The following is an 18,660-nucleotide window of genomic DNA, read 5'->3' as shown; positions in this document are numbered from 1 at the left end:
GGGCGGGGCCGGCAGACCATGCCCTCCAGGCGCAGGTGCTCGCCGGAGTAGTCGAACGGCTCGCCGGTGAAGGCGAGGCGGAGGACCTCGAGCGTCTCGGCCATCCGCGAGACCCGGGCGCCGGCGGGCGGGAAGGGCAGGCCGGCGGCGGCGTACTCCGGCTCGAACCACCCCGCCCCCAGCCCGACGGTGAGCCGGCCCCCGCTCACCACGTCGATCGTCGCCAGCGCCTTGGCCAGGGCGCCGGGCGGGCGCAGGTGGGGGCACAGGACGAGGGTGCCGAGGCGGGCCCGGGTCGTCACCCGGGCGAGGGCGGCGAGGGTCGACAGGGCCTCGAACCCCTCGACCTCGCCGGGGGCGCCGTCGGCCGGGGCGACGCCCCAGCGCTCCAGCGAGAGGAACAGGTGGTCGGAGATCCACACCGAACCCAGGCCGGAGCCCTCGGCGGCCGCCGCCCAGCGCAGCACCGTCTCCCAGCGCAGCGGGCGCTCCCCGGGGACGGAGTGGTCGTAGTGCGGGAGGGCGAGGCCGACGTCCACGGGCGAAGCGTAGGAGCGGCGTGCCAGCGTGGAGCGTGCTCGAGTGCGTCGTGAACGTGAGCGAGGGGCGCGATGCGTCCGTGCTCGAGGCGCTGGCGGCGGCCGCCGGCCCCGCCCTCCTCGACGTCCACACCGACCCGCACCACCACCGCAGCGTGCTCACCCTGGCCGGGCCCGGCGTCGAGGAGGCGGCCCGCCGCCTCGCCGTCGAGGCCGTCGCCCGCATCGACCTCGGCCGCCATGTGGGCGCCCACCCGCGGCTCGGGGCGGTCGACGTCGTCCCGTTCGTCCCGCTCGGCCGGGCGACGATGGCCGACGCGGTGGCCGCCCGCGACCGCTTCGCCCGCTGGGCGGCCGAGCAGCTCGCCGTCCCCTGCTTCGTCTACGGCCCCGAGCGGTCGCTGCCCGACGTGCGGCGGGGCGCGTTCGGTCCGCTCCCCCCCGACACGGGGCCGGCGCTCCCCCACCCCACCGCCGGTGCCGTTGCCGTCGGGGCCCGGCCGGTGCTGGTCGCCTACAACCTGTGGCTGGCGGCCGACGCCCCGGTGGCGACCGCCCGCGCCGTCGCCCGCCGGGCCCGCGGTCCCGCGGTGCGGTCGCTCGGCCTCGACGTCGGCGGACGCGCCCAGGTGTCGTGCAACCTGGTCGACCCGCGGGCGGTGGGCCCGGCCGACGCCTACGACGCCGTCGCCGAGTGCGCGGCGGAGGTGGGGACGGCGGTGGTCGGTGCCGAGCTGGTGGGCCTGGTGCCGGCGAGCGTGCTGGACGCCGTCCCGCCCGAGCGGTGGTCGGCGCTCGACCTGGCCCCGTCCCGGACGATCGAGGCCCGCCTGGAGCGGGCGGGCCTCGGGGGAGGTTCCCGGTCCGGGCCCCGTCAGTGACGGTCGTGGTCGTCGCTGGCGGGGCCCGGGGGCGGAGCGGGGCGGCGCCTTACGACGCCGCCCCCGACCGGCGGGCGAGCGTGCGCGCCCGGCGCAGGCGCCGACGCTCCCGTTCGCTCATGCCGCCCCAGATGCCGAACTTCTCGCTGTTGACCAGCGCGTACTCCAGGCACTCCTCGCGGACGACGCAGCCTCGGCAGACCTCCTTGGCCTCCCGCGTCGACGCGCCCCGCTCAGGGAAGAAGAGGTCGGGGTCGACCCCCATACAGTTCGCCTGGTCCTGCCAGGTCATCACCTCGGCATCGCCGAGGGCCCGCAACAGTCGGTCCATCGGGCTCCCCTCTCACCGGCGTGCCACCGATGTAATTACAACGTTGTCATCATTGCCCCGCCGGGGCCACAAAGCAAACGGAGATTTCGAAATGACCGCCGTCCCGAGGATCGAGCCGGTAGTGGGCGACATCACGACCCAGGAGGTGGACGCCATCGTCAACGCCGCCAACGAGCAGCTGAGCGACGGCGCCGGCGTCTGCGGCGCCATCCACCGGGCCGCCGGCGCCGAGGAGCTGCAGGCCGCGTGTGCCGCCCTGGGCGGGGCCAAGGCGGGTGAGGCCAAGGCCACCCCCGGCTTCGCGCTCCCGGCCCGGTGGATCATCCACGCCGTCGGGCCCCGGTGGACCGGCGGCGGGTTCGGCGAGGAGCTGCGCCTGGCGAGCGCCTACCGCCGCAGCCTGGAGGTGGCCGACGAGCTGGGCGCCCGGTCCATCGCCATCCCGGCCATCTCCACCGGGATCTTCGGCTACCCGCCGGCGCAGGCGGCCAGGGTCGCCGTGCGGACGCTGCGGTCCACGCCCACCGGCGTCGAGCTCATCCGCCTGGTGGCATTCGACGAGGCGACGTACGAGCTCTACCGCCGGGAGCTGGAGGCGACGGCCGGCTCGTAGGCCGCCGGTCGCCGGTCCCGCCGGCCGGGCACGTACGCACATACGCTCCGCGGTCGTGCTGCGGGCCGTCGTGTTCGACTTCGACGGCGTGATCCTCGACACCGAGGAGCCCGAGTACGTCTCGTGGCACCGGGTGTGGGCCGACCACGGCGTCGAGCTCGGTCTCGACGAGTGGGCGCGCTGCATCGGGACGGTCGGCGCCTTCGACCCCATGGCCGAGCTCGTCGCCCGCGCCGGCGTCCCGGTCGACCGCGTCACCGTGGACGAGCGGCGGCGGTCGCTCCACCGCGGGCTGGTCGCGGCCAACGACGTCCTTCCCGGTGTGGCGGAGCTCCTCGACGACTGCCGGGAGCGCGGCGTGCGGGTCGCCATCGCGTCGAGCTCGCCGGTCTCCTGGGTCGACGGCCACCTCCGCCGCCTGGGGCTGGCCGACCGGTTCACCGGCCTGCACTGCTTCGACGGCACCCGCCCGGCCAAGCCGGCGCCCGACCTGTACCGCTGCGCCGTCGAAGCGCTCGGCGTCGAGCCGGACGAGGCGGTGGCCGTCGAGGACTCGCTCAACGGCATCACGGCGGCCCAGGCGGCCGGGCTGGGCTGCGTCGCCGTGCCGGGGCCCATCACCCGCCACCTCGACCTGTCCGCCGCCGACCTGCGGGTGGAGACGCTGGCCGGCGTGCGGGTCGCCGACCTCGAGGCGCTGTCGAACGGCCGGTGACGGCGGTGCCCGCGTCAGGCGCCCCGCCGGTGTTCGCGGCGCCCGGCCCGGCTCATGACCTGCGTTCGGGGGCGAGGACGTCGGCTCGGGCGTAGTGGCCGGCCACGTCGAAGTACCGCTTGGCATGGAGGGCCTGGCGGAGGTCGCAGTCCGCCGAGACGATCGCCTCGCGGTCGTACACCGGCCCGGCCACCACCTCGCCGGTGGGCGAGACGATGCACGCCCCTCCGCGCCCGAAGACGTCCACGCCCTCCGGGAGGGGGAGCGGCAGGTCCGTCGGGAAGGCCGACGCCGGGATGTACTGCGGGATGCTGACGACGAAGGCGCCGCTCTCGATGGCGATGTGGCGCATCGACGCGATCCAGCCGTCGCTGTCGTCCGCCGTCGGCGCCAGCCATATCTGAGGGCCGCCCTGGTACAGCGCCCATCGGGCCAGCGGCATGCGGTTCTCCCAGCACATGAGGCCGGCGACCCGGCCGACGGTCGGGAGCTCGGTGACGTCGAGATCGTCACCGGCGCCGACGCCGTGGAACACCCGCTCGTGCATCGTCGGCATCAGCTTGCGGTGGCGATGGAGGAGGCCCCCGGGGCCGATGAGCAGCAGCGAGTTGTAGAGCGAGCCCGGCCGTGCGTCCTCCCGCTCGTTCACCCCGATGGCGAGGTGGACGCCGCGCCGGGCGCACGCCTCGGCCAGCGTCGCCACGTGGGGCCCGGCGACGTCGACGCTGGAGTCCCACAACCTGGCCCACAGCTCGTCGCAGCCTTCCGCCCAGGTGGCGGCGCGCGCCGCCCACGCGCCGCTGGGGTAGACCGACACGAAGCACTCGGGGAAGGCGACGAAGGTGGCGCCGTCGTCGGCCGCCTCGTCGACGAGGCCGATCGCCTTCTCGACGGTGGCCTCGGCGTCGAGGATCACGGGTGTCGCCTGCACCGCCGCCACCCTGACCGTGTTGAACTCCGCCACGGCGACGAACGTACTCGGCCGACGCAACCGGGCACCGGCACGGGGTGCCTGCCGGGGCGGGAGGTGAACGCGACAGCTCGCCGTGGTCGGCGGGACCGGCCCCGCTCGTCGTGCCGGCCCGGACGCTCCTCGGCGACACGCCTGCACGGGAGCTCGCCGTGTCGGTGGTCCTCACGGTGGTCGCTTCGCACGGGCTGGTGCGCATCGGCGCCCGCGCCCATCGCTACGGTTCGCGGCGTGGCAAGGGGTCGATTCGTCGCCCTCCTCCGGGGCGTCAACGTCGGCGGTCGCAACCTCGTCGCCATGGCCGACCTGCGGGCCGCCTTCGAGGCGGCCGGGTTCGAGGCGGTCAGGACCTACATCCACTCCGGGAACGTGCTGTTCGGGTCGGACGCGCCGCGCCCGTCGCTGGAGGACGCCGTGGAGGCGATGCTGGAGCAGCGCTTCGGCGTGGCGCTCACCGTCGTGGTGCGGTCCCACCGCCAAGCTCCGCGAGGTGGTCGAGAAGGCTCCGGAGGGCTTCGGCACGCAGCCCGGCACCTACCACTCGGACGTCGTGTTCCTGAAGGCGCCGCTGACGAGCGGGAAGGCCATGCGGGTCGTGGCGACGAGGGAGGGTGTCGACCAGGCCTGGCCGGGCCGCGGTGTGGTCTACTTCGCCCGCCTCAGCGCCCGCCGCGCCCAGAGCCGCATGTCCGCCGTCGTCGGCACGCCCGAGTACCGGCGGATGACCATCCGTAGCTGGACGACGACGACGAAGCTGCTCCGCCTCCTCGAGGAGGGGCGCGCCGGCTGAGGTGCTGCGACGTCGGGCTCCCCGGCTGTCAGCGGTCGACGGCGATGGCCGGCTCGCCCACCGGTCGCGCCGCGTCGTCGGTGCGCCGGCGGGGCCGGAACGGATTGAGCACGTCGCCCACCGCGTCCGACACCAGGCTCAGCCCGAGCACGGCCACGACGATGGCCAGCCCCGGGAACACGGCCATCCACCACGCCGACCTCATGAACCCCTGGGCGTTGTTGGCCAGGTACCCGAGGCTCATCACGTTCGGGTCGCCGAGGCCGAGGTAGGAGAGGCTGGCCTCCAGGAGGATGACGCTCGCAGCGAGGAGGGAGATCACCACCCAGGCGGCCGGCAGCACGGACGGGAGCACGTGGCGGACGAGGATGCGCGGGCCCGACGCCCCGAGCGCCCGGGCCGCCTCCACGAACTCGCGTTCGCGCAACGAGAGCGACTCGGCCCGCACGACCCGGGCCAGCATCGGCCACGACGTGAGCCCCAGCACGAGGATGACGATGTCCAGCCCGGCGCCGAGGAGGGCGACGGCCACGATGGCGAGGAAGAACCTCGGGCAGCCCTGGAAGACCTCCGTGATCCGCATCAGCACGTCGTCGACCCGCCCGCCGCAGTAGCCGGCCACGGCGCCGACGAACACGCCGATGAAGCCGGCCAGGAGGACGGCGACGGTGGCCACGATGGTCGAGGTGCGCATCCCGTGCAGCACGCCGCTCAGGACGTCGCGGCCGAGGTCGTCGGTGCCCATGAGGTGCGCCGTCGACGGGCCCGTCAACGGCTTGCCCACCGTGGTGAAGGGATCGCTCGGCGCCAGCGTCCCGGCGAAGGCGCCGACGAGCGCGACGCCCACGGTGAGCACGACGCCGGTGACGCCCGTCGGCGATCGCCGGAGCTGGTGCCAGCTCCCGCGGCGTCGAGCCACGACCGGCTCAGTGGTAGCGGATGCGCGGGTCGACGCGGGCATAGAGAAGATCTGTGAGGAGGTTGGCGACGACGACGGTCAACGAGACGAGCAGGAACACGCCCATGAGGAGCGGGTAGTCGCGTGTGCGGATGGCGCTGAGGAGGAGCTGGCCGACGCCCGGCCACGCGAACACCGTCTCGATCAGGACGGCGCCGGCGAACAAGAAGCCGAGGCGGCCGCCGATCACCGTGATCACCGGCAGCAGCGCGTTGGGCAGGGCGTGGCGGACCGTCACCCGCGACGACGCCAGCCCCTTGGCCCGGGCGAAGCGCACGTAGTCCTTCCCCAGCTCCTGGAGCAGCCCGGCGCGCGTCAGGCGGGTGATCAGCGCCAGCTCGGAGAGTGCGAGGACCATGGCCGGCAGGGCGAGGTGGTGGGCGACGTCGATGACGGCAGCGAGGCCGGTGTGGTCGGCGCGGGCGTCGGTCATCCCCGAGAGGGGGAACCACTCGAGGCGGAACGCCAGCGTCAGCAGCGCCACCTGGCCCAGCCAGAACACCGGTACCGCGTAACCGATCAACGCTCCGACGGTGACGCCCAGGTCCACCACGCCGCCCGGCCGACGGGCGACCAGGGCGCCCAGCGCGATGCCGAGGATGCTCGACGCCACCAGGGCCGTGCCCATGAGCAGGAAGGTGGCCGGGAGCCGCTGGCCGATGACGGAGAACACCGGGCGGCCGTGGACGAACGACGTGCCCAGGTCGGCGGTGAGCACGTTGCCGGCGTAGGTGGCGAACTGCGAGGGCAGCGGCCGGTCGAGCCCGAACTTGGCGCGCATGAAGCGGTAGTGCGACTCGTCGCCGCTCTCGCCCGCCAGGGCCACGATGGGGTCACCGGGAGCCAGGTGGACGAGAGCGAACGTGACGATGACGATGCCGGCGATCGTCGGAAGCGCCTGGGCCAGGCGCCTCAGCAGATAGCGGAGGCTCACGCCTTACAGTACGCCGCCTCCGCGAAGAGCCCGTTCTGGAACTTGAAGCCGGTGCAGTCGGCGCGGTAGGCGCGGCCGCCCTCCGTCTCCACGATCCAGACGTAAGGCAGGTCCTTGGCCACGATCTCCTGGATCTGCTTGTAGATGCGCCCGCGAGCGGCCTGGTCGACCTCGCCGGCGGCGTCGTCGAAGAGCCGGTCCACCTCGGGGTTCCGGTAGCCGGCGGCGTTGGTGAACGGCGTGGCGTTGATCTGCGTCGAGTGGAACATCCGCCGGACGCCGATCTGGGGCTCGGAGCCGTTGCAGTAGGAGATGACGTTGGTGTCGTAGGCGCGCTGCTTGAACACGGGGTCCGGGAACACAGCCGGCTCCAGCGGCTTCTGGGTGACCTCGATGCCGACGGCGCCCAGGTGCTGGCGGACCAGCTCGCCGTATTTGGCGAAGGTGGGGAAGTGCAGGAAGTCGATGGAGAACCGGGTGCCGTCCGGCACTCCTTCGACGCCGGTCGCCACCCGCACGCCGTCGCCCTGGCGCTCCCAGCCGGCCTCGTCGAGGAGCCGCTCCGCCCTCGCCTTGTCGAACGTCGGGAGGCCGCTGTCGGCGTCGTGAGCCCACGGGATGCCGCTCGAGATCGGTGCCTCCGCGACCTTGCCGACACCGAACAGGATCTGGTCCAGGAACTGCTGGCGGTCGAGGGCGGACGCGATGGCCGTGCGCGTCCTCACGTCCTTCAGCACGGGCCGGTCCAGGTTGAAGCTCATCGTCATGATGCAGTTCGACCCGCCCGGGTTCCACGCCGTACGGGTGACCTCGATGTCCTGCGAGGACTCGAGCCGGGCGAACTCGGGACCGCCCGGGATGGAGATCCAGTCGACCTCCCCGCGCTCGAGGGCGAGGACCTGGGCCGACTGCTCGGGGATGATGCGGGTGATGATCTCGTCGAGGTACGGGAGCCCTTCCTTGAAGTAGTCGGGGTTCCGCTCCATCTTGATCTCCGAGCCCTTGGTGTAGGACACGAACTTGAACGGCCCCGTGCCCACCGGAGCGGTGTTGGTCGGGTTGGTGTTGGGGTCGCTCCCCTCGTACTTGTGCTTCGGCAGGATCGGCGCCTCGGTGACGTCCAGCTGCTGAAGCAGCGGCGCGTACGGCTGCTTGAACCGGAACACCACCGTGCCCGGGTCGGGCGTCTCGATGGCGCCCAGGGCCGGCCCCACCGAGGCCCGGGTCCGGCCGTGCAGCTTGAGCAGCATCTCGTCGAACGTGAACTTCACGTCGGCCGACGTGAACGGCGTCCCGTCGTGCCACGTCACGCCGTCGTGGAGCTTGAAGGTGTAGACGGCGCCTTCCTCGGTGATCTCCCAGCTGTCCGCCAGCTCCGGCTGCACCTCGAGGTCGTCGTCGACGGAGACCAGGCCGTTGTAGAGGATCTCCGACGCCGGGTGGGTGGTGCCCGACGTCGTGATAGCCGGGTTGAGGTGCCCGGGGTCGGCCGAGAGGGCTACGACGAGGCTGCCGCCCCGGACCGGCTCCTCCTCGGCGGCGGTGGTCGTCGTGTCACCCCCCGCCCCCTCGTCGTCGTCGTCGGCGGCGCATCCCACCAGCACGAGCGAGAGGGCCAGGCCGACGACCATCGGCGTCCGGGCGAACCTTCCACGTGACGACATCGGAACCGTCCTTGGGTCGGTGGGCAGTCGTTCCGACCATATCGCCGATACCCGCGGTAGGCCTCCCGCCGAGGAGGTCGTCCAGCGGGCGGCGTCGTACGCGCGAACGAGGCAGCCCGGGCCGGGCTGCCTCGTCACTCGACCGGAGCTGGTCGATCAGCTCTGTCGCACCATCACCTTGTGGTGGTGGCGCAGGCCGAGGAGTACCAGGACCAGCATGACGGCTCCGGCCAGGTACGCCCCGAACGCTGCGTAGCCGGCGATCCGGCCGACGGTCGCCCATGCGAAGGCCGTGAGCAGCAGCCCCCTGAGCGTCTCGCCCTTGAACAGGGAGTTGCGCTGGCCGGAGATGGCGTCGGCCTTGCCCTGGAGGGCGGCGATCGTGGCTGCGTCGGCCCCACTGGCGGTGGCCGCCTTCACCGCGTCCTTGGCGGCCGACTCCGGCGCACCGAGCTCGGCGTACGTGGCGCCGTCGGCGATGTTCTGCAGGTGGCCGTCGATGAAGCTGGCGTACGCCTCGGCTTCGGTCCCGGTGTTGACGGTCCTGCCGGCATAGGGAAGCAGGTCGGCACGACCTTCTGCACGGAGCTCGGCAGCGGGCGGGAAGGTGATCTTCTGGGACGACAACTCGTCGTCCACGTAGTCGGCCGCGAAGTCCGCGCCCCACGCGAGGAGTGCCCCCGCGACCATGAGCGCGGCGGTGAGGACGGCGCCGACGGCGATGAGCACGCTGTCGATGGTGCGCCGCTTGAGCGCGATGACGGGCTCGGCGGCGAGCGGTTCGGGCTGCACTGGTGCCTTGCGCGAGGTGGTGAGGGTCTTCATCGGATGGCTCCTTGATCGTCATTCGTTCGTTGCCCCGAAACGTACGGAGACGGGAGGTCGTGCGCCCGAGGCGAAGGTCCTCTTCGGCGGGGGACGGACGGCACGTCGGCGGAGGACCGTCACCCGCCGGTGCGCCCGCGAGGGACTACCCCGAGATTGGTACCGACGCTGTAGCCCGCTGACGAGGGCAACGCGCTCGCGTTGGCCGCCTGAGGCGCTCCCGTCGGAGTCCTCCCGCCCACGGCGAGCAGCACGAGCCGCTCGGAAGGTACCGCTCGGAACGGCGCTCACTCCCCCGCCGAGCGCCTGACGTGGCGATCTGACCCGGCGCCGCAACCGCCTCTTTGCGCGGTCGGGCCCTGCAGCCCATGGCATCCGAACCGACAGCGCCCGACCTGGGCAGCCGCCGGAGCCGTCCGATACGGGGGCGTTATGCGCTGCCAGCGCGGCTCCGCGCGTCGACGCCCACGCTGAGCGATACCGAACGGTTGAAGCATCACACGTCGGCACCTCACGGCCCGATCGGCGTCTCCCGACAGCGTCGGCACGAGCGCCTACGGGTAAGGCCTCTGCAAGCCAGCGCAAATTCACAGGAGATCGCGACTATTTCGTAGAGTAGTTCGGATGGATGGTGGCGCCGTGGCAAAACTCGACCTCCGGCATCTGCTGGCGGCAGCGGAGGCTGCGCCCCCTGTCGACGCCATCGACGTCGTGGGCCAAGAGCTCGGTCGCATGGTCGGCGCGACCCGAGTGGGGCTGCTCATCGCGAACTTCTCAGGCGACGCAGTGGTCCGTATGTCACACGTGACCGTGTCCGACGAGTTGCGAGACGGCAGGAACGAGCGGACGGAGTCGATCCCCCTGGCCGGCAGTGTTTACGAGAAGGTCATGCTCAGCCAGGAGCTCGACGTCTGTCCGGCGGGCACCGCCTGGGACGTCCTCGTTCCTGTCACGGAGCGGGGGGACACCATCGGGATGGTCGAGCTGACGCTTTCGCACCACCCAGAGGACAGCGTCGTTGAGTTCCTCGAATCCGCAGCGCATGCGCTGGCGTACGTGCTGATCGCTTCCCGCAGGCATACCGACCTGTTCGAGTGGGCGCAGAGAGATATCCCCTTCTCCCTCGCTGCTGAGATCCAGCGACGGCTACTACCAGCCTCGTACTCCGTGGAAGCGGGCGCTTTTACCCTCGCGGGCTGGCTCGAGCCGGCGAGCGACGTCGGCGGCGACACCTTCGACTACTCCATCGGCCGCGAGTACCTGTACGCGTCGATCACTGACGCCATGGGGCATTCGACTCCCGCTGCCTTGCTCGCCACGTTGACGGTTGGCAGTTTCCGAAACAGCCGCCGCACCCTCGCGTCTCCGAGCGAGCAGGCCGCGCTCGCGAACGCAGCCCTCCTGGAGGGCAGCAGAGCCGATCAGTTCGTGACCGGGCTCCTCCTACGCATTCGGCTGGCTGACGGTCGACTGGAGATAGTGAACGCCGGCCACCCACCGCCGTTCCGACTCCGGAACGGGATTGGCATGCTCGTCGACGTCGACGCCGACCCGCCTCTGGGGATCACCCACGCCGCCTATGGCACACATCTGGTGCAGCTTGAACCGGGAGATCGGCTCCTGTTCTTGACTGACGGGTTCCTTGAACGCAATGCCGGCGCTGTCGACATCCAGAAGACGCTCGAAGTCACCGCTCCACGGCATCCGCGGGAGATCGTCCGTGAGCTGGCCGCGAACGTGCTGCACGCCACCGGGGGCAAACTCCGGGACGACGCTACGGTTCTCTGCCTCGACTGGTACGGACCGCAGGGCCGCCGACACGCAACTGCCGGCGCAAGTCGAGCACGGGCCACGGACCCCTAGCGGAGCTGCCCCAAGGGATACTGCGACCTCGGCCTTCAGTGCCCGTGCACGTGCCCGACGCGACCTTCGGCACGACCTGGGCGCCCGCACGGGGCGCCCCGGCTCCGAGGTAGCGCTCTCGGGAGCGCAGAACTGGCGTTATCTGGAGTCGTCATGGAGAAGCCGTTGCAGGACAAGGCGCAGGCCGTCGTAGACATGTCAACGACGAGCCTCCCTCAGCCGCCGACCCGGTGCTCAGCCCGGTAGCGGCGGCTCACGCCAGATCTGGTCCGTCACCGAGCTGTAGCGGATCCAGCGGTAACGCTTGTGCGCCGCCTGTGCAGTGACACCAAGAACACGAGCGATCGCAGCCCACGACTGGCCGTCCTCGACGGCGGCGTGGATAGCGACCTCGAGTTGATGGTTGAGCCGGCGAACCTCCTGGTGCAGGGCGGCGACCCGGTCCAAGGATGAGCCCTCGGTCATGTCGGTGACGACGGGGGCATCAACTGCAGTTGACGGAGCGGCCGGCGAAGGGAGCCGGGACTCAACGTTCGGCCCGTCGTTCACCCAGGTTCCGGGCCAGCTGGTCGCGGAGGAGGGCGTTCTCGGCCCGCAGACGGGCGATCTCCTCACGGGTGGCGTCGAGGCGCTGACGCACCGAATCGAGCGTCGCCCGTTGCGCCGAGGGTGCCGGGGCCACCGCCGTCCGCCCGGTGGAGCGGAGGCGGACGATCGAGGCTCGGACCTCTGGCTCGCGATACAGCCAGCGCACGAGACACGCCCGCCGCTTTCGCCACCGCCGCGAAGGTGATGGAGTCGCCTCGGCGGTCGAGACGCTCGATGGTCTTTCGGGCACGGCGCATGGTCGACCGGTGGCGAGCGGCGGCCGCCTCCACCAGGTAGCGGGTGTTGTCAGTGCCCATGGTCGGGCCTGTCGGCGTCCTCGATCGCCTCGAGGGCGGGAATGATCCGCTCCAGGCTGTCCTGGACCATCCGAAGATTGGAGGCGAGCCGGAACTGGCCGCTGGAGTCGGCAGTGGCGATGAGGGTCCGGTTGGCGCCGGCGTGGCGGCGATGAACGTCGAGGAACTCCGGTGTGGTCTGGAAGTCGGGGCAGGTGAGGCAGGCGTTGGGATGCGGGCAGTCTTGCTGGGCCGGCCGACCGCAGTAGCCGTTGGGGAGGGTGTCGCGGATGCGGGCCAAGTTGTGCTTGACCCACTCCGCACTGGCCGTCGTGGCGTCGGGGTCGTAGGCGACGCGCTTGCCGGCCGTGTCCACCCGCTGCGCCTGGTAATGGTCGAACGCCTGCCGAACGGTGGAGTCGTGCAGGGCGGCGTAGGTGCCGGTCATGCGTGGGCTGGCGTGGCCGAGCAGCTTCTGGACGACGTGTTGGGGGACGCCGGCGTTGATCAGCCTCGTCCCCACGGTGTGGCGGAAGCGATGGGCGTTGACGCGCACCGACTCGCCGGCCTCGTCGCGCAGGTCGATGGCGGCCTGCCAACGCCGCAGCTGCGCGCTGAGGCTTCCCCGGGCGTAGGGCTTGGAGCCGTCCTCGTTGTCGAGCAGCCCCGGAAACAACCACGGCGTGCCCGCCGGCCATCTCGCCCGGTCGAGGTCCTGCTGGGCCCGGATGGCGCTCGCTGCTTTGGCGCTCAACGGGATGAGCTGTTCGATCCGCACCTTGGAGTTGTTGAACCGCAGGCACGGCCAGCCGACGCTGTCGTCGAGCATGGGGTCGAAGACGAGCTCGCAGGCGTCCCCTGAGCGCAGGCCCGTCTCCATCAACACCACGACCAGGTTGCGCAACGTCGGCGTGGCCAGCACGGCCAGAGCAGACTCCGACTCGAGCTGGGTCATCACGAACTCGGGGATGAAGCGCGGCACCGCCTCGGTGCGCCGGGGCAGCTCCTCTTCGTAGATGACGGCGTCGGCGGCCAGCCCGGGCAGCCAGCCGTGGCGGCGGGAGTGGTCGATGAACACCCGCAGGGTGGTGAGCGACATGAACCGGGTGGTGATGGACCAGTCGCTGGAGGCCAGCCACGACAGGTAGTCGACCAGGACCGACCGGGTGAGGCCCGGGCCTCCGGCCACGCCTGGATGGCGTCGGTGCAGGAAGCGGGAGAAGCGCGACAGCGAGGAGGCGCCCACCACCACGGTCCCGAAGGCGCATCCGGTGGCGAGGCGGAACCGACACCAGCTCTTGGCCGCCTCCCGCAGCCAGGGCTGAACGATGGTGTCGAAGCGAGGACGGTTGTCGCCCCGCCGGGCGTCGACGCCGAGCAGGCATGGGTCCCACCAGTCGCTGGCGTAGGCGTCGTCGATCGCCGTCCCGGCGCCGGCCAGCACGACCAGCTCCGCCCGCGCCGCCCCTCCCGTCCCGGCCGGGCTCATCGAGCGGCCTGCGAGTCGGCCCACACGCCGCAGCGGGCCAACTCGGCCCGCACGTCGGCCACATCGAGGTGCACGTAGGTCTGGCTGGTGGTGGTCGACGAACGGTGGGTGAGGAGCCGGGCGACGACCTCGATGGGCACGCCTTGGCGGATCAGCTCGGTGGCGTGGGTGTGGCGCAGCATGTGGGTGTTGCCCGACAGCCAGGGTAAGGACGGCGGCGACACGCTCGGTCAGGACCTGTGATGCCAATGGTGTCGCCGCCGGTCCTCGTGTTGTCGTTCGTCGTGCTCAGGCTGTCGGCTGTTCGGTGATCTCGACAGTCGTCCGGTAGGGACGGAGGCCGTCGTGCTCGAGGCGGTCGAGCACGGTGAGCACCGTGTGCAGGACGACGGTGTTGGTGCCGGGCCCGCCCGGTAGCTCAAGGGCGATGGTGACGTGTTGGACGGCGATGTCGTCGTCGATCACTCCGATGTCACCTCCGTCACCGCGGTGCGGGCCGCCTTGTCGTCGACGATCGAAGCGTCGGCCGCGTAGGCGGCGATGAGGGCTTGGACGGCCAGGTTGTTGACCGCCCGCGGAAGCCCCCGTGACGCCTTGTGGATGCGGGCGACGGCGTCGTCGGAAAACAAAGTGTCCGAGCGCCCGGCCAGGCGCAGGTGATGGCCGAGGTACTCGCCGGTGTCAGGCCGGCTCATGGGCGGGATGGCGTAGCGGAGGTTGACGCGCTGATCCAACGCCGCGAAGGAGCCGAGGCGCAGACGCTGGCGCAGGGTGGGCTGGCCGACGAGGACGAGCGAGAACGGCGAGGCCGAGTCCATCTCGGCGTTGGTCAGAAGCCGCAGCTCCTCCAGCTGGTCGGCGGCCAGCAGATGGGCCTCGTCGACCACCAGGACGACGCGCCGTCCCCGCTCGGTGACTTCGGCGGCCAGGGCGCCGGCGGCCTGGGGGATCAGCGCCGCTTTGTGGAACCGCGGAACGCCGCCCAGGCGGGTGACGATGGTGGTGTAGAGCCCGCGGGCGCCGATGGCCGGGTTGCCGGATCAGCGCGTAACGGAACAGCGCCACCTCGGTGGCTCGATCGCTCATCGGCCCAACCTCCTCGTCTCACCGCTACGCCCGCCTGCCGAGCGCCAGCCCGGCGCACCGTGGCCGAGGATCAGGCCGCCAACCAGGGTGAGTTGGTGTTGGAGATCAGCCGGCCTGCGCTCAGCGCCGACATCCACGAGAACGCGGAGCGGGGACCGAGTCGCAACGACGCCGCCCGGGCCGCCACCCCGATCGCCTCGGCCGCGTCGGCGAGGGCGTTCCCGGCCGGCGCCACCGGGCCCAGGTTGGGATCGAGGCGGGCGGCCCAGGCGACGAAGTGGGCGGCGATGCGCGCCGCTGCCGAGCGCAGCCGGCGCAGCCAACCCCGCACCGTCGATGCCGGCCGGGCGAGGCGGCCGGCGATGCGGCGGTGGCCCGCTCCGGCGGCAGCGTCCATCAGCGCTCGGCCGATCACCGAGGCGGCGTCCACCCGGCGCAGCAGGGCCACGTCGGGCAACAACACGTGCGTCGAGCGGCACGAGCGGCACCGACCACGGCGCGGTCGGACCACCAACGGGCCTGCCTCGCCTCGCAGCGTCCGGCGCCGAGCGAACGACCAGCACGCCAGACGCCCGCCGCACCGCGGGCAGGCCACCAGCCCCGCCGCGAGGTCAGTCTCGACCCGCTCCGGGTCGTTCTCTACGATGAGCACGATGCCCTCCGGCATCACGGAGGACCCCCTCGTGCGCTCGGCCTAGAGAACAGCGGGGGGGTCCTTGCGCGAACAGGACGTCCTCACGCTGTCGTCACGCCAACGACACCGCAAGCACAGCGTCCTGCCGAGGCGTCCTGAGGCTCAGTGTCGCCAGACGGGCCCGCCGTGCTCAACCAGCGTGTCGCTCAACAGTGGGCCGTGAACTCGACGCCGGACCGGGCCCGCAGCAGCGCCACCAGCTTGTGCACGGTGGCGTAGGTCAGCGGATGGCCACGCCGGCCGCCCCACAGGTTGACGAACACGTAGTCGGAGTCACACCCGCCGTACTCGGTGTGCATGTAGTCCGAGTACAGGCGCACGAGGGGGGCCGAGATCGGGATCACAGCCGTGGTCGCCACCTTGGCCCGGGCGCCGTTGGCGTTGTCGGCACGGGGCACGATGTGCAGCTCCCGTCGCCGACTCACGAAGTCGGCGTGGCGAAGACCCAGGGCCTGGCCCACCCGCATACCCGTCTCGGCCAGGAGGGCGAACAAGAACCGGTCGCGCTGGTGCTCGCAGGCAGCCAGGATCGCCACGACCTGCTCGGCGGCCAGGCTGCGGGGCAGACGCCGGTTCACCGCCAACTTGATGGGCCTCGTGCGAAACGGCCTTGCCCTGGGTGGCGTGATGGAGGAACGGCTTGTAGGAGCCCCGGCTCACCCGGCGCCAGGCGACGAGGTCGGCGGCGAGGGCCACGCCGGCGCGAGCGTGGTGCTCGTAGAACCCGAAGACCCCTGCCAGGTGGCGGTTCACCGTCGCGGCCGTGCGCACGCCCACTCCGTTGTCGAGCACGATGACGTTGCCCGCCGGCGAGCGCAGGCTGGCCACGAAGCGGACGACCTCGTTCACACCGGCGTCGGCCCACCCGCTCCCGGCGCCGTCAAGGAACTCGAACCACAGCTTCAAGCTGGTGGCGTAGGCGCGCACGGTATTCGGTGACCGATCGAGCGAGGCGAGGAACGCGAGGTAGTCCTCGACCGGCGCCAAGGGAGCACCGTCGACGCCCACCACCGTCCATGACTCGGACCCGCTGACGGGCATCACCACACGATGAACGAGCATGCGGCTTCCCCTTCGGTCGGTTCCTCAAAGGGGAACAAGTGTTCGTACGCTAGCAGCCGCCCGCTACGTGGGTCCCGTCGGCGACACCACTCCAGAGAACACGTCTACGACGAAGGAAAGACGGCCCGTGCTCCACGTGATGGACGCAGCCCAACCGACTCCAGATAACTGGCGGTTCTGCGCTGGACGTGCGGGGAACCGCCAGCGCCGAAGGGCGAGTTCGCCCCTGTACCGAGACGCGGGCCAGCCAGGACTGTCACGATGACCGCGAGCGCTGGGCCCGAGGGCCGGTAAAGTTGGAACGTGGCCCGTGCTGCCGGCGACTTCCCGTCGGACCCCGCAGTGGTTGTCCTCAACCCCGACGATGAGGTGACACCGGAGTCCTTCACCGCGTGGCTAGACCGCCGTCAGGTCGGCGAGCCGGTTGATCCCGGGATCACTGCCGCCGAGACCCTGGCGGAGATCCGAACCGCTGGGGAGGCGTGACCCCGGTCGTCATCGATGCCTCTGCAGGCGTCGAGTTGGTGGCCGACACGATCAGGGGACGGGCGTTACGGACGCTGCTGCCCGCCGATGCTGTCCCGTGGGTTCCGGAGGTCTTCTACGTCGAGTGCGGCGCCGTGCTTCGCCGGTGGGACCTCAACGCCATCCTCACACCGACGGAGATCGCCACTGCCATCGACGAGCTGATGGCCTGGCCCCTGCGTGTGACCCAGGTTCGCGGCCTGTTCGCTGACGCCTGGCGCCGTCGGGCAAGCGTCACCTTCGCCGACGGCCTCTACGTGGCACTTGCCGAGCACCTCGCCGCCGACCTCGTCACCGACGACCACAAGCTGGCGAACACGCCCAACCTGCCGGTCAGAGTGCTGCGTCTGCCTCCCGGAAGCTGATTTCAACTCGCGGCGCGGCCCGATCGCGGGCCTCCGAGGCCCAGGGTCGCCCGCGGAGTCGGGTCGCCCGGACCGCCGGCGCATCCCGCGTACCGAAGAGCCCACTGCGGTGACGCGATGGAGACAACCGCACCAAGGAGGTTCCCATGTCCGCCACCGCCGTCGCCATCCCGGTCCCGCCGCTGTTCGACGAGGCCCGCCTCGCCATCGCCGGCTTCTTGTCCCGCTACTCCGGTCCCACCCGCAGCGCCTACACCACCGACCTGCGTCAGTACTTCTCCTGGTGCGCCGCCCAGGACCTCGACGTCTTCGCCGCCCGCCGTGGCCACCTCGAGCTGTGGGCCCGCTCGATGGAGGAACGCGGCCTGGCCAGGGCCACCGTCGGTCGGCGCCTGTCCACCGTCACCGGGTTCTACCGCTTCGCCGTGGTCGACGGCCTGATCCCCCACTCGCCCGCCGAGTTCCTCCGTCGGCCGAAGATCAGCACCGAGTCGGCCACCCTCGGGCTCGACCGCATGGAGCTGGGGGCGTTCATCGCCTGCGGGGCGGCGGGCAGCCCCACCGACCACGCCCTGGCCTGCCTGCTCGGCCTGCTGGGCCTGCGGGTCGCCGAGGCCTGCTCGATCGACGTCGATGACCTCGGCATGGAGCGCGGCCACCGCATCGTCACCGTGCTCGGCAAGGGCGCCAAGCTCGCTGTCATCCCGCTGCCGCCGCGAATCGCCCGGGCCCTCGACCTGGCCGCCGGCGAGCGCCGGTCCGGGCCGCTGCTTCTGGCCCGCTCGGGGCGGCGGCTCAACCGCCACGCGGCGACAGGAATCGTGCGGCGGCTGGCCAAGGCGGCGGGGATCACCAAGCACATCTCCCCCCACTCCTTGAGGCACAGTTTCATCACAGCTTGCCTCGACGCTGGCGTGCCGCTGCGGGACGTGCAGATTGCCGCCCGTCACGCAGATCCCCGGACGACCACCCGGTATGACCGGGCCCGGCACAATCTCGACCGGCACGCGAGCTACGTCGTGACCGCCTTCATCGCCGGCGCCTCGTAGCCACACGATGAGGTAACGCTCGCGACGGGGCGATTTCGGATGGTCGGTCTGCAGCTTCTAAGGGCCAGCGTTCGCACCACGAGGCGAGCGTTACCGGACGGTTACCGAGACTTGAGGGCGATGCGGGCCGCTTCGACGGCGGCGTCGCTGGCCCGCCGGGTGTAGCGCTGCCCTCGTCTGCGCAGTAGATGACGAGCCGCCATACGACGTAGTCATCCGGCTGAGACGCGACAGCCTCGTAGGTGGGGTCAGCGAGGGCGCGACCGTTGAGCGTGATGACCATGTCGCGGATCGCTGAAAATGTAGGTCCGCGATCACCGAAAGTGTCGGTGGTCCCGAGGCCCGGAGCGGGTCGTTGGTGATGGTAGGCAGATCACTCCTCGGGCGCCATCACCTCCTCCAGTAGATCCCGGACGGCGACCG

At 71.4% G+C, this 18,660-nt stretch carries 23 protein-coding genes; 9 read left to right on the top strand and 14 right to left on the bottom strand.

The genetic code is table 11. The features are described 5' to 3' along the window. A partial coding sequence (locus tag VM242_06330; GenBank protein ID HVM04769.1) for an LLM class flavin-dependent oxidoreductase occupies window positions 1-539 on the bottom strand: 539 nt, incomplete at its 3' end. Window positions 540-559: 20 nt separating this feature from the next. On the opposite strand from VM242_06330, the gene VM242_06325 reads away from it, so the two are divergent. Then, window positions 560-1,420: a hypothetical protein gene (locus VM242_06325; protein HVM04768.1), complete on the top strand. Its 861-nt coding sequence runs from the start codon at window positions 560-562 to the stop codon at window positions 1,418-1,420. Window positions 1,421-1,469: 49 nt separating this feature from the next. Here the strand turns inward: VM242_06325 and VM242_06320 are convergent, their stop codons facing one another. Beyond that, a complete protein-coding gene (locus VM242_06320) occupies window positions 1,470-1,751 on the bottom strand; it encodes a WhiB family transcriptional regulator (GenBank protein ID HVM04767.1) in 282 nt (93 codons plus the stop codon). A 91-nt stretch (window positions 1,752-1,842) separates the two neighbouring features. Here VM242_06320 and VM242_06315 point away from each other — a divergent pair, with 91 nt between their 5' ends. Together VM242_06315 and VM242_06310 are read left to right on the top strand one after the other, a co-directional pair. Then, complete coding sequence (locus tag VM242_06315) at window positions 1,843-2,364, top strand: macro domain-containing protein (protein HVM04766.1); 522 nt, start codon at window positions 1,843-1,845, stop codon at window positions 2,362-2,364. A 55-nt stretch (window positions 2,365-2,419) separates the two neighbouring features. Beyond that, a complete protein-coding gene (locus VM242_06310; protein ID HVM04765.1) occupies window positions 2,420-3,079 on the top strand; it encodes an HAD-IA family hydrolase in 660 nt (219 codons plus the stop codon). 52 nt (window positions 3,080-3,131) lie between these two features. On the opposite strand, the gene VM242_06305 is transcribed toward VM242_06310, so the two are convergent. Beyond that, a complete protein-coding gene (locus tag VM242_06305; GenBank protein ID HVM04764.1) occupies window positions 3,132-4,043 on the bottom strand; it encodes a carbon-nitrogen hydrolase family protein in 912 nt (303 codons plus the stop codon). A gap of 496 nt (window positions 4,044-4,539) precedes the next feature. Here VM242_06305 and VM242_06300 point away from each other — a divergent pair, with 496 nt between their 5' ends. After that, window positions 4,540-4,839, top strand: coding sequence for a hypothetical protein (locus tag VM242_06300; GenBank protein HVM04763.1), 300 nt, complete (start codon window positions 4,540-4,542; stop codon window positions 4,837-4,839). A gap of 28 nt (window positions 4,840-4,867) precedes the next feature. Here VM242_06300 and VM242_06295 read toward each other — a convergent pair whose 3' ends face one another. From VM242_06295 to VM242_06280, 4 genes are all read right to left on the bottom strand, one after another. After that, window positions 4,868-5,758, bottom strand: coding sequence for an ABC transporter permease (locus tag VM242_06295; GenBank protein ID HVM04762.1), 891 nt, complete (start codon window positions 5,756-5,758; stop codon window positions 4,868-4,870). A gap of 7 nt (window positions 5,759-5,765) precedes the next feature. Next, the gene (locus tag VM242_06290; GenBank protein ID HVM04761.1) at window positions 5,766-6,731 is read right to left on the bottom strand and encodes an ABC transporter permease; all 966 of its coding nucleotides are present in this window, start codon (window positions 6,729-6,731) and stop codon (window positions 5,766-5,768) included. After that, complete coding sequence (locus VM242_06285) at window positions 6,728-8,395, bottom strand: ABC transporter substrate-binding protein (GenBank protein HVM04760.1); 1,668 nt, start codon at window positions 8,393-8,395, stop codon at window positions 6,728-6,730. The genes VM242_06290 and VM242_06285 overlap by 4 nt, the downstream gene beginning before the upstream one ends. 156 nt (window positions 8,396-8,551) lie before the next feature. Further along, window positions 8,552-9,220, bottom strand: a complete 669-nt coding sequence (locus VM242_06280; GenBank protein ID HVM04759.1) for a hypothetical protein — start codon at window positions 9,218-9,220, stop codon at window positions 8,552-8,554. 639 nt (window positions 9,221-9,859) lie between these two features. On the opposite strand from VM242_06280, the gene VM242_06275 reads away from it, so the two are divergent. Next, the gene (locus VM242_06275) at window positions 9,860-11,083 is read left to right on the top strand and encodes a PP2C family protein-serine/threonine phosphatase (GenBank protein HVM04758.1); all 1,224 of its coding nucleotides are present in this window, start codon (window positions 9,860-9,862) and stop codon (window positions 11,081-11,083) included. A 234-nt stretch (window positions 11,084-11,317) separates the two neighbouring features. Here VM242_06275 and VM242_06270 read toward each other — a convergent pair whose 3' ends face one another. From VM242_06270 to VM242_06240, 7 genes are all read right to left on the bottom strand, one after another. Continuing rightward, window positions 11,318-11,530: a hypothetical protein gene (locus VM242_06270; GenBank protein HVM04757.1), complete on the bottom strand. Its 213-nt coding sequence runs from the start codon at window positions 11,528-11,530 to the stop codon at window positions 11,318-11,320. Between the two features lie 447 nt (window positions 11,531-11,977). Further along, window positions 11,978-13,456, bottom strand: a complete 1,479-nt coding sequence (locus VM242_06265; protein ID HVM04756.1) for a tyrosine-type recombinase/integrase — start codon at window positions 13,454-13,456, stop codon at window positions 11,978-11,980. Beyond that, a complete protein-coding gene (locus tag VM242_06260) occupies window positions 13,453-13,680 on the bottom strand; it encodes a tyrosine-type recombinase/integrase (GenBank protein HVM04755.1) in 228 nt (75 codons plus the stop codon). The genes VM242_06265 and VM242_06260 overlap by 4 nt, the downstream gene beginning before the upstream one ends. Window positions 13,681-13,744: 64 nt before the next feature. Next, the gene (locus tag VM242_06255; protein HVM04754.1) at window positions 13,745-13,921 is read right to left on the bottom strand and encodes a hypothetical protein; all 177 of its coding nucleotides are present in this window, start codon (window positions 13,919-13,921) and stop codon (window positions 13,745-13,747) included. Further along, on the bottom strand, window positions 13,918-14,481 hold the full coding sequence (locus VM242_06250) for an AAA family ATPase (GenBank protein ID HVM04753.1): 564 nt from the start codon (window positions 14,479-14,481) through the stop codon (window positions 13,918-13,920). Before VM242_06250 ends, VM242_06255 begins: the two co-directional genes overlap by 4 nt. A 131-nt stretch (window positions 14,482-14,612) precedes the next feature. Further along, window positions 14,613-15,209 (bottom strand): DUF6431 domain-containing protein, encoded by a 597-nt coding sequence (locus VM242_06245; GenBank protein ID HVM04752.1) that lies wholly within the window; start codon window positions 15,207-15,209, stop codon window positions 14,613-14,615. 173 nt (window positions 15,210-15,382) lie between these two features. Continuing rightward, window positions 15,383-15,814, bottom strand: coding sequence for a tyrosine-type recombinase/integrase (locus VM242_06240; GenBank protein HVM04751.1), 432 nt, complete (start codon window positions 15,812-15,814; stop codon window positions 15,383-15,385). A 185-nt stretch (window positions 15,815-15,999) separates the two neighbouring features. Between VM242_06240 and VM242_06235 the strand changes: the two genes are divergently transcribed. From VM242_06235 to VM242_06220, 4 genes are all read left to right on the top strand, one after another. Beyond that, window positions 16,000-16,155: a hypothetical protein gene (locus tag VM242_06235; protein HVM04750.1), complete on the top strand. Its 156-nt coding sequence runs from the start codon at window positions 16,000-16,002 to the stop codon at window positions 16,153-16,155. 446 nt (window positions 16,156-16,601) lie between these two features. Further along, on the top strand, window positions 16,602-16,784 hold the full coding sequence (locus VM242_06230; protein HVM04749.1) for a hypothetical protein: 183 nt from the start codon (window positions 16,602-16,604) through the stop codon (window positions 16,782-16,784). Then, on the top strand, window positions 16,781-17,188 hold the full coding sequence (locus VM242_06225) for a type II toxin-antitoxin system VapC family toxin (GenBank protein ID HVM04748.1): 408 nt from the start codon (window positions 16,781-16,783) through the stop codon (window positions 17,186-17,188). The genes VM242_06230 and VM242_06225 overlap by 4 nt, the downstream gene beginning before the upstream one ends. Before the next feature lie 146 nt (window positions 17,189-17,334). Then, on the top strand, window positions 17,335-18,237 hold the full coding sequence (locus VM242_06220; GenBank protein ID HVM04747.1) for a tyrosine-type recombinase/integrase: 903 nt from the start codon (window positions 17,335-17,337) through the stop codon (window positions 18,235-18,237). The last annotated feature ends 423 nt before the right edge of the window (window positions 18,238-18,660 follow it).

Source organism: Acidimicrobiales bacterium, assembly GCA_035540975.1.
In the GTDB taxonomy this organism is placed as follows: Bacteria; Actinomycetota; Acidimicrobiia; order Acidimicrobiales.
This window is presented reverse-complemented; position numbering and strand designations above follow the sequence as displayed.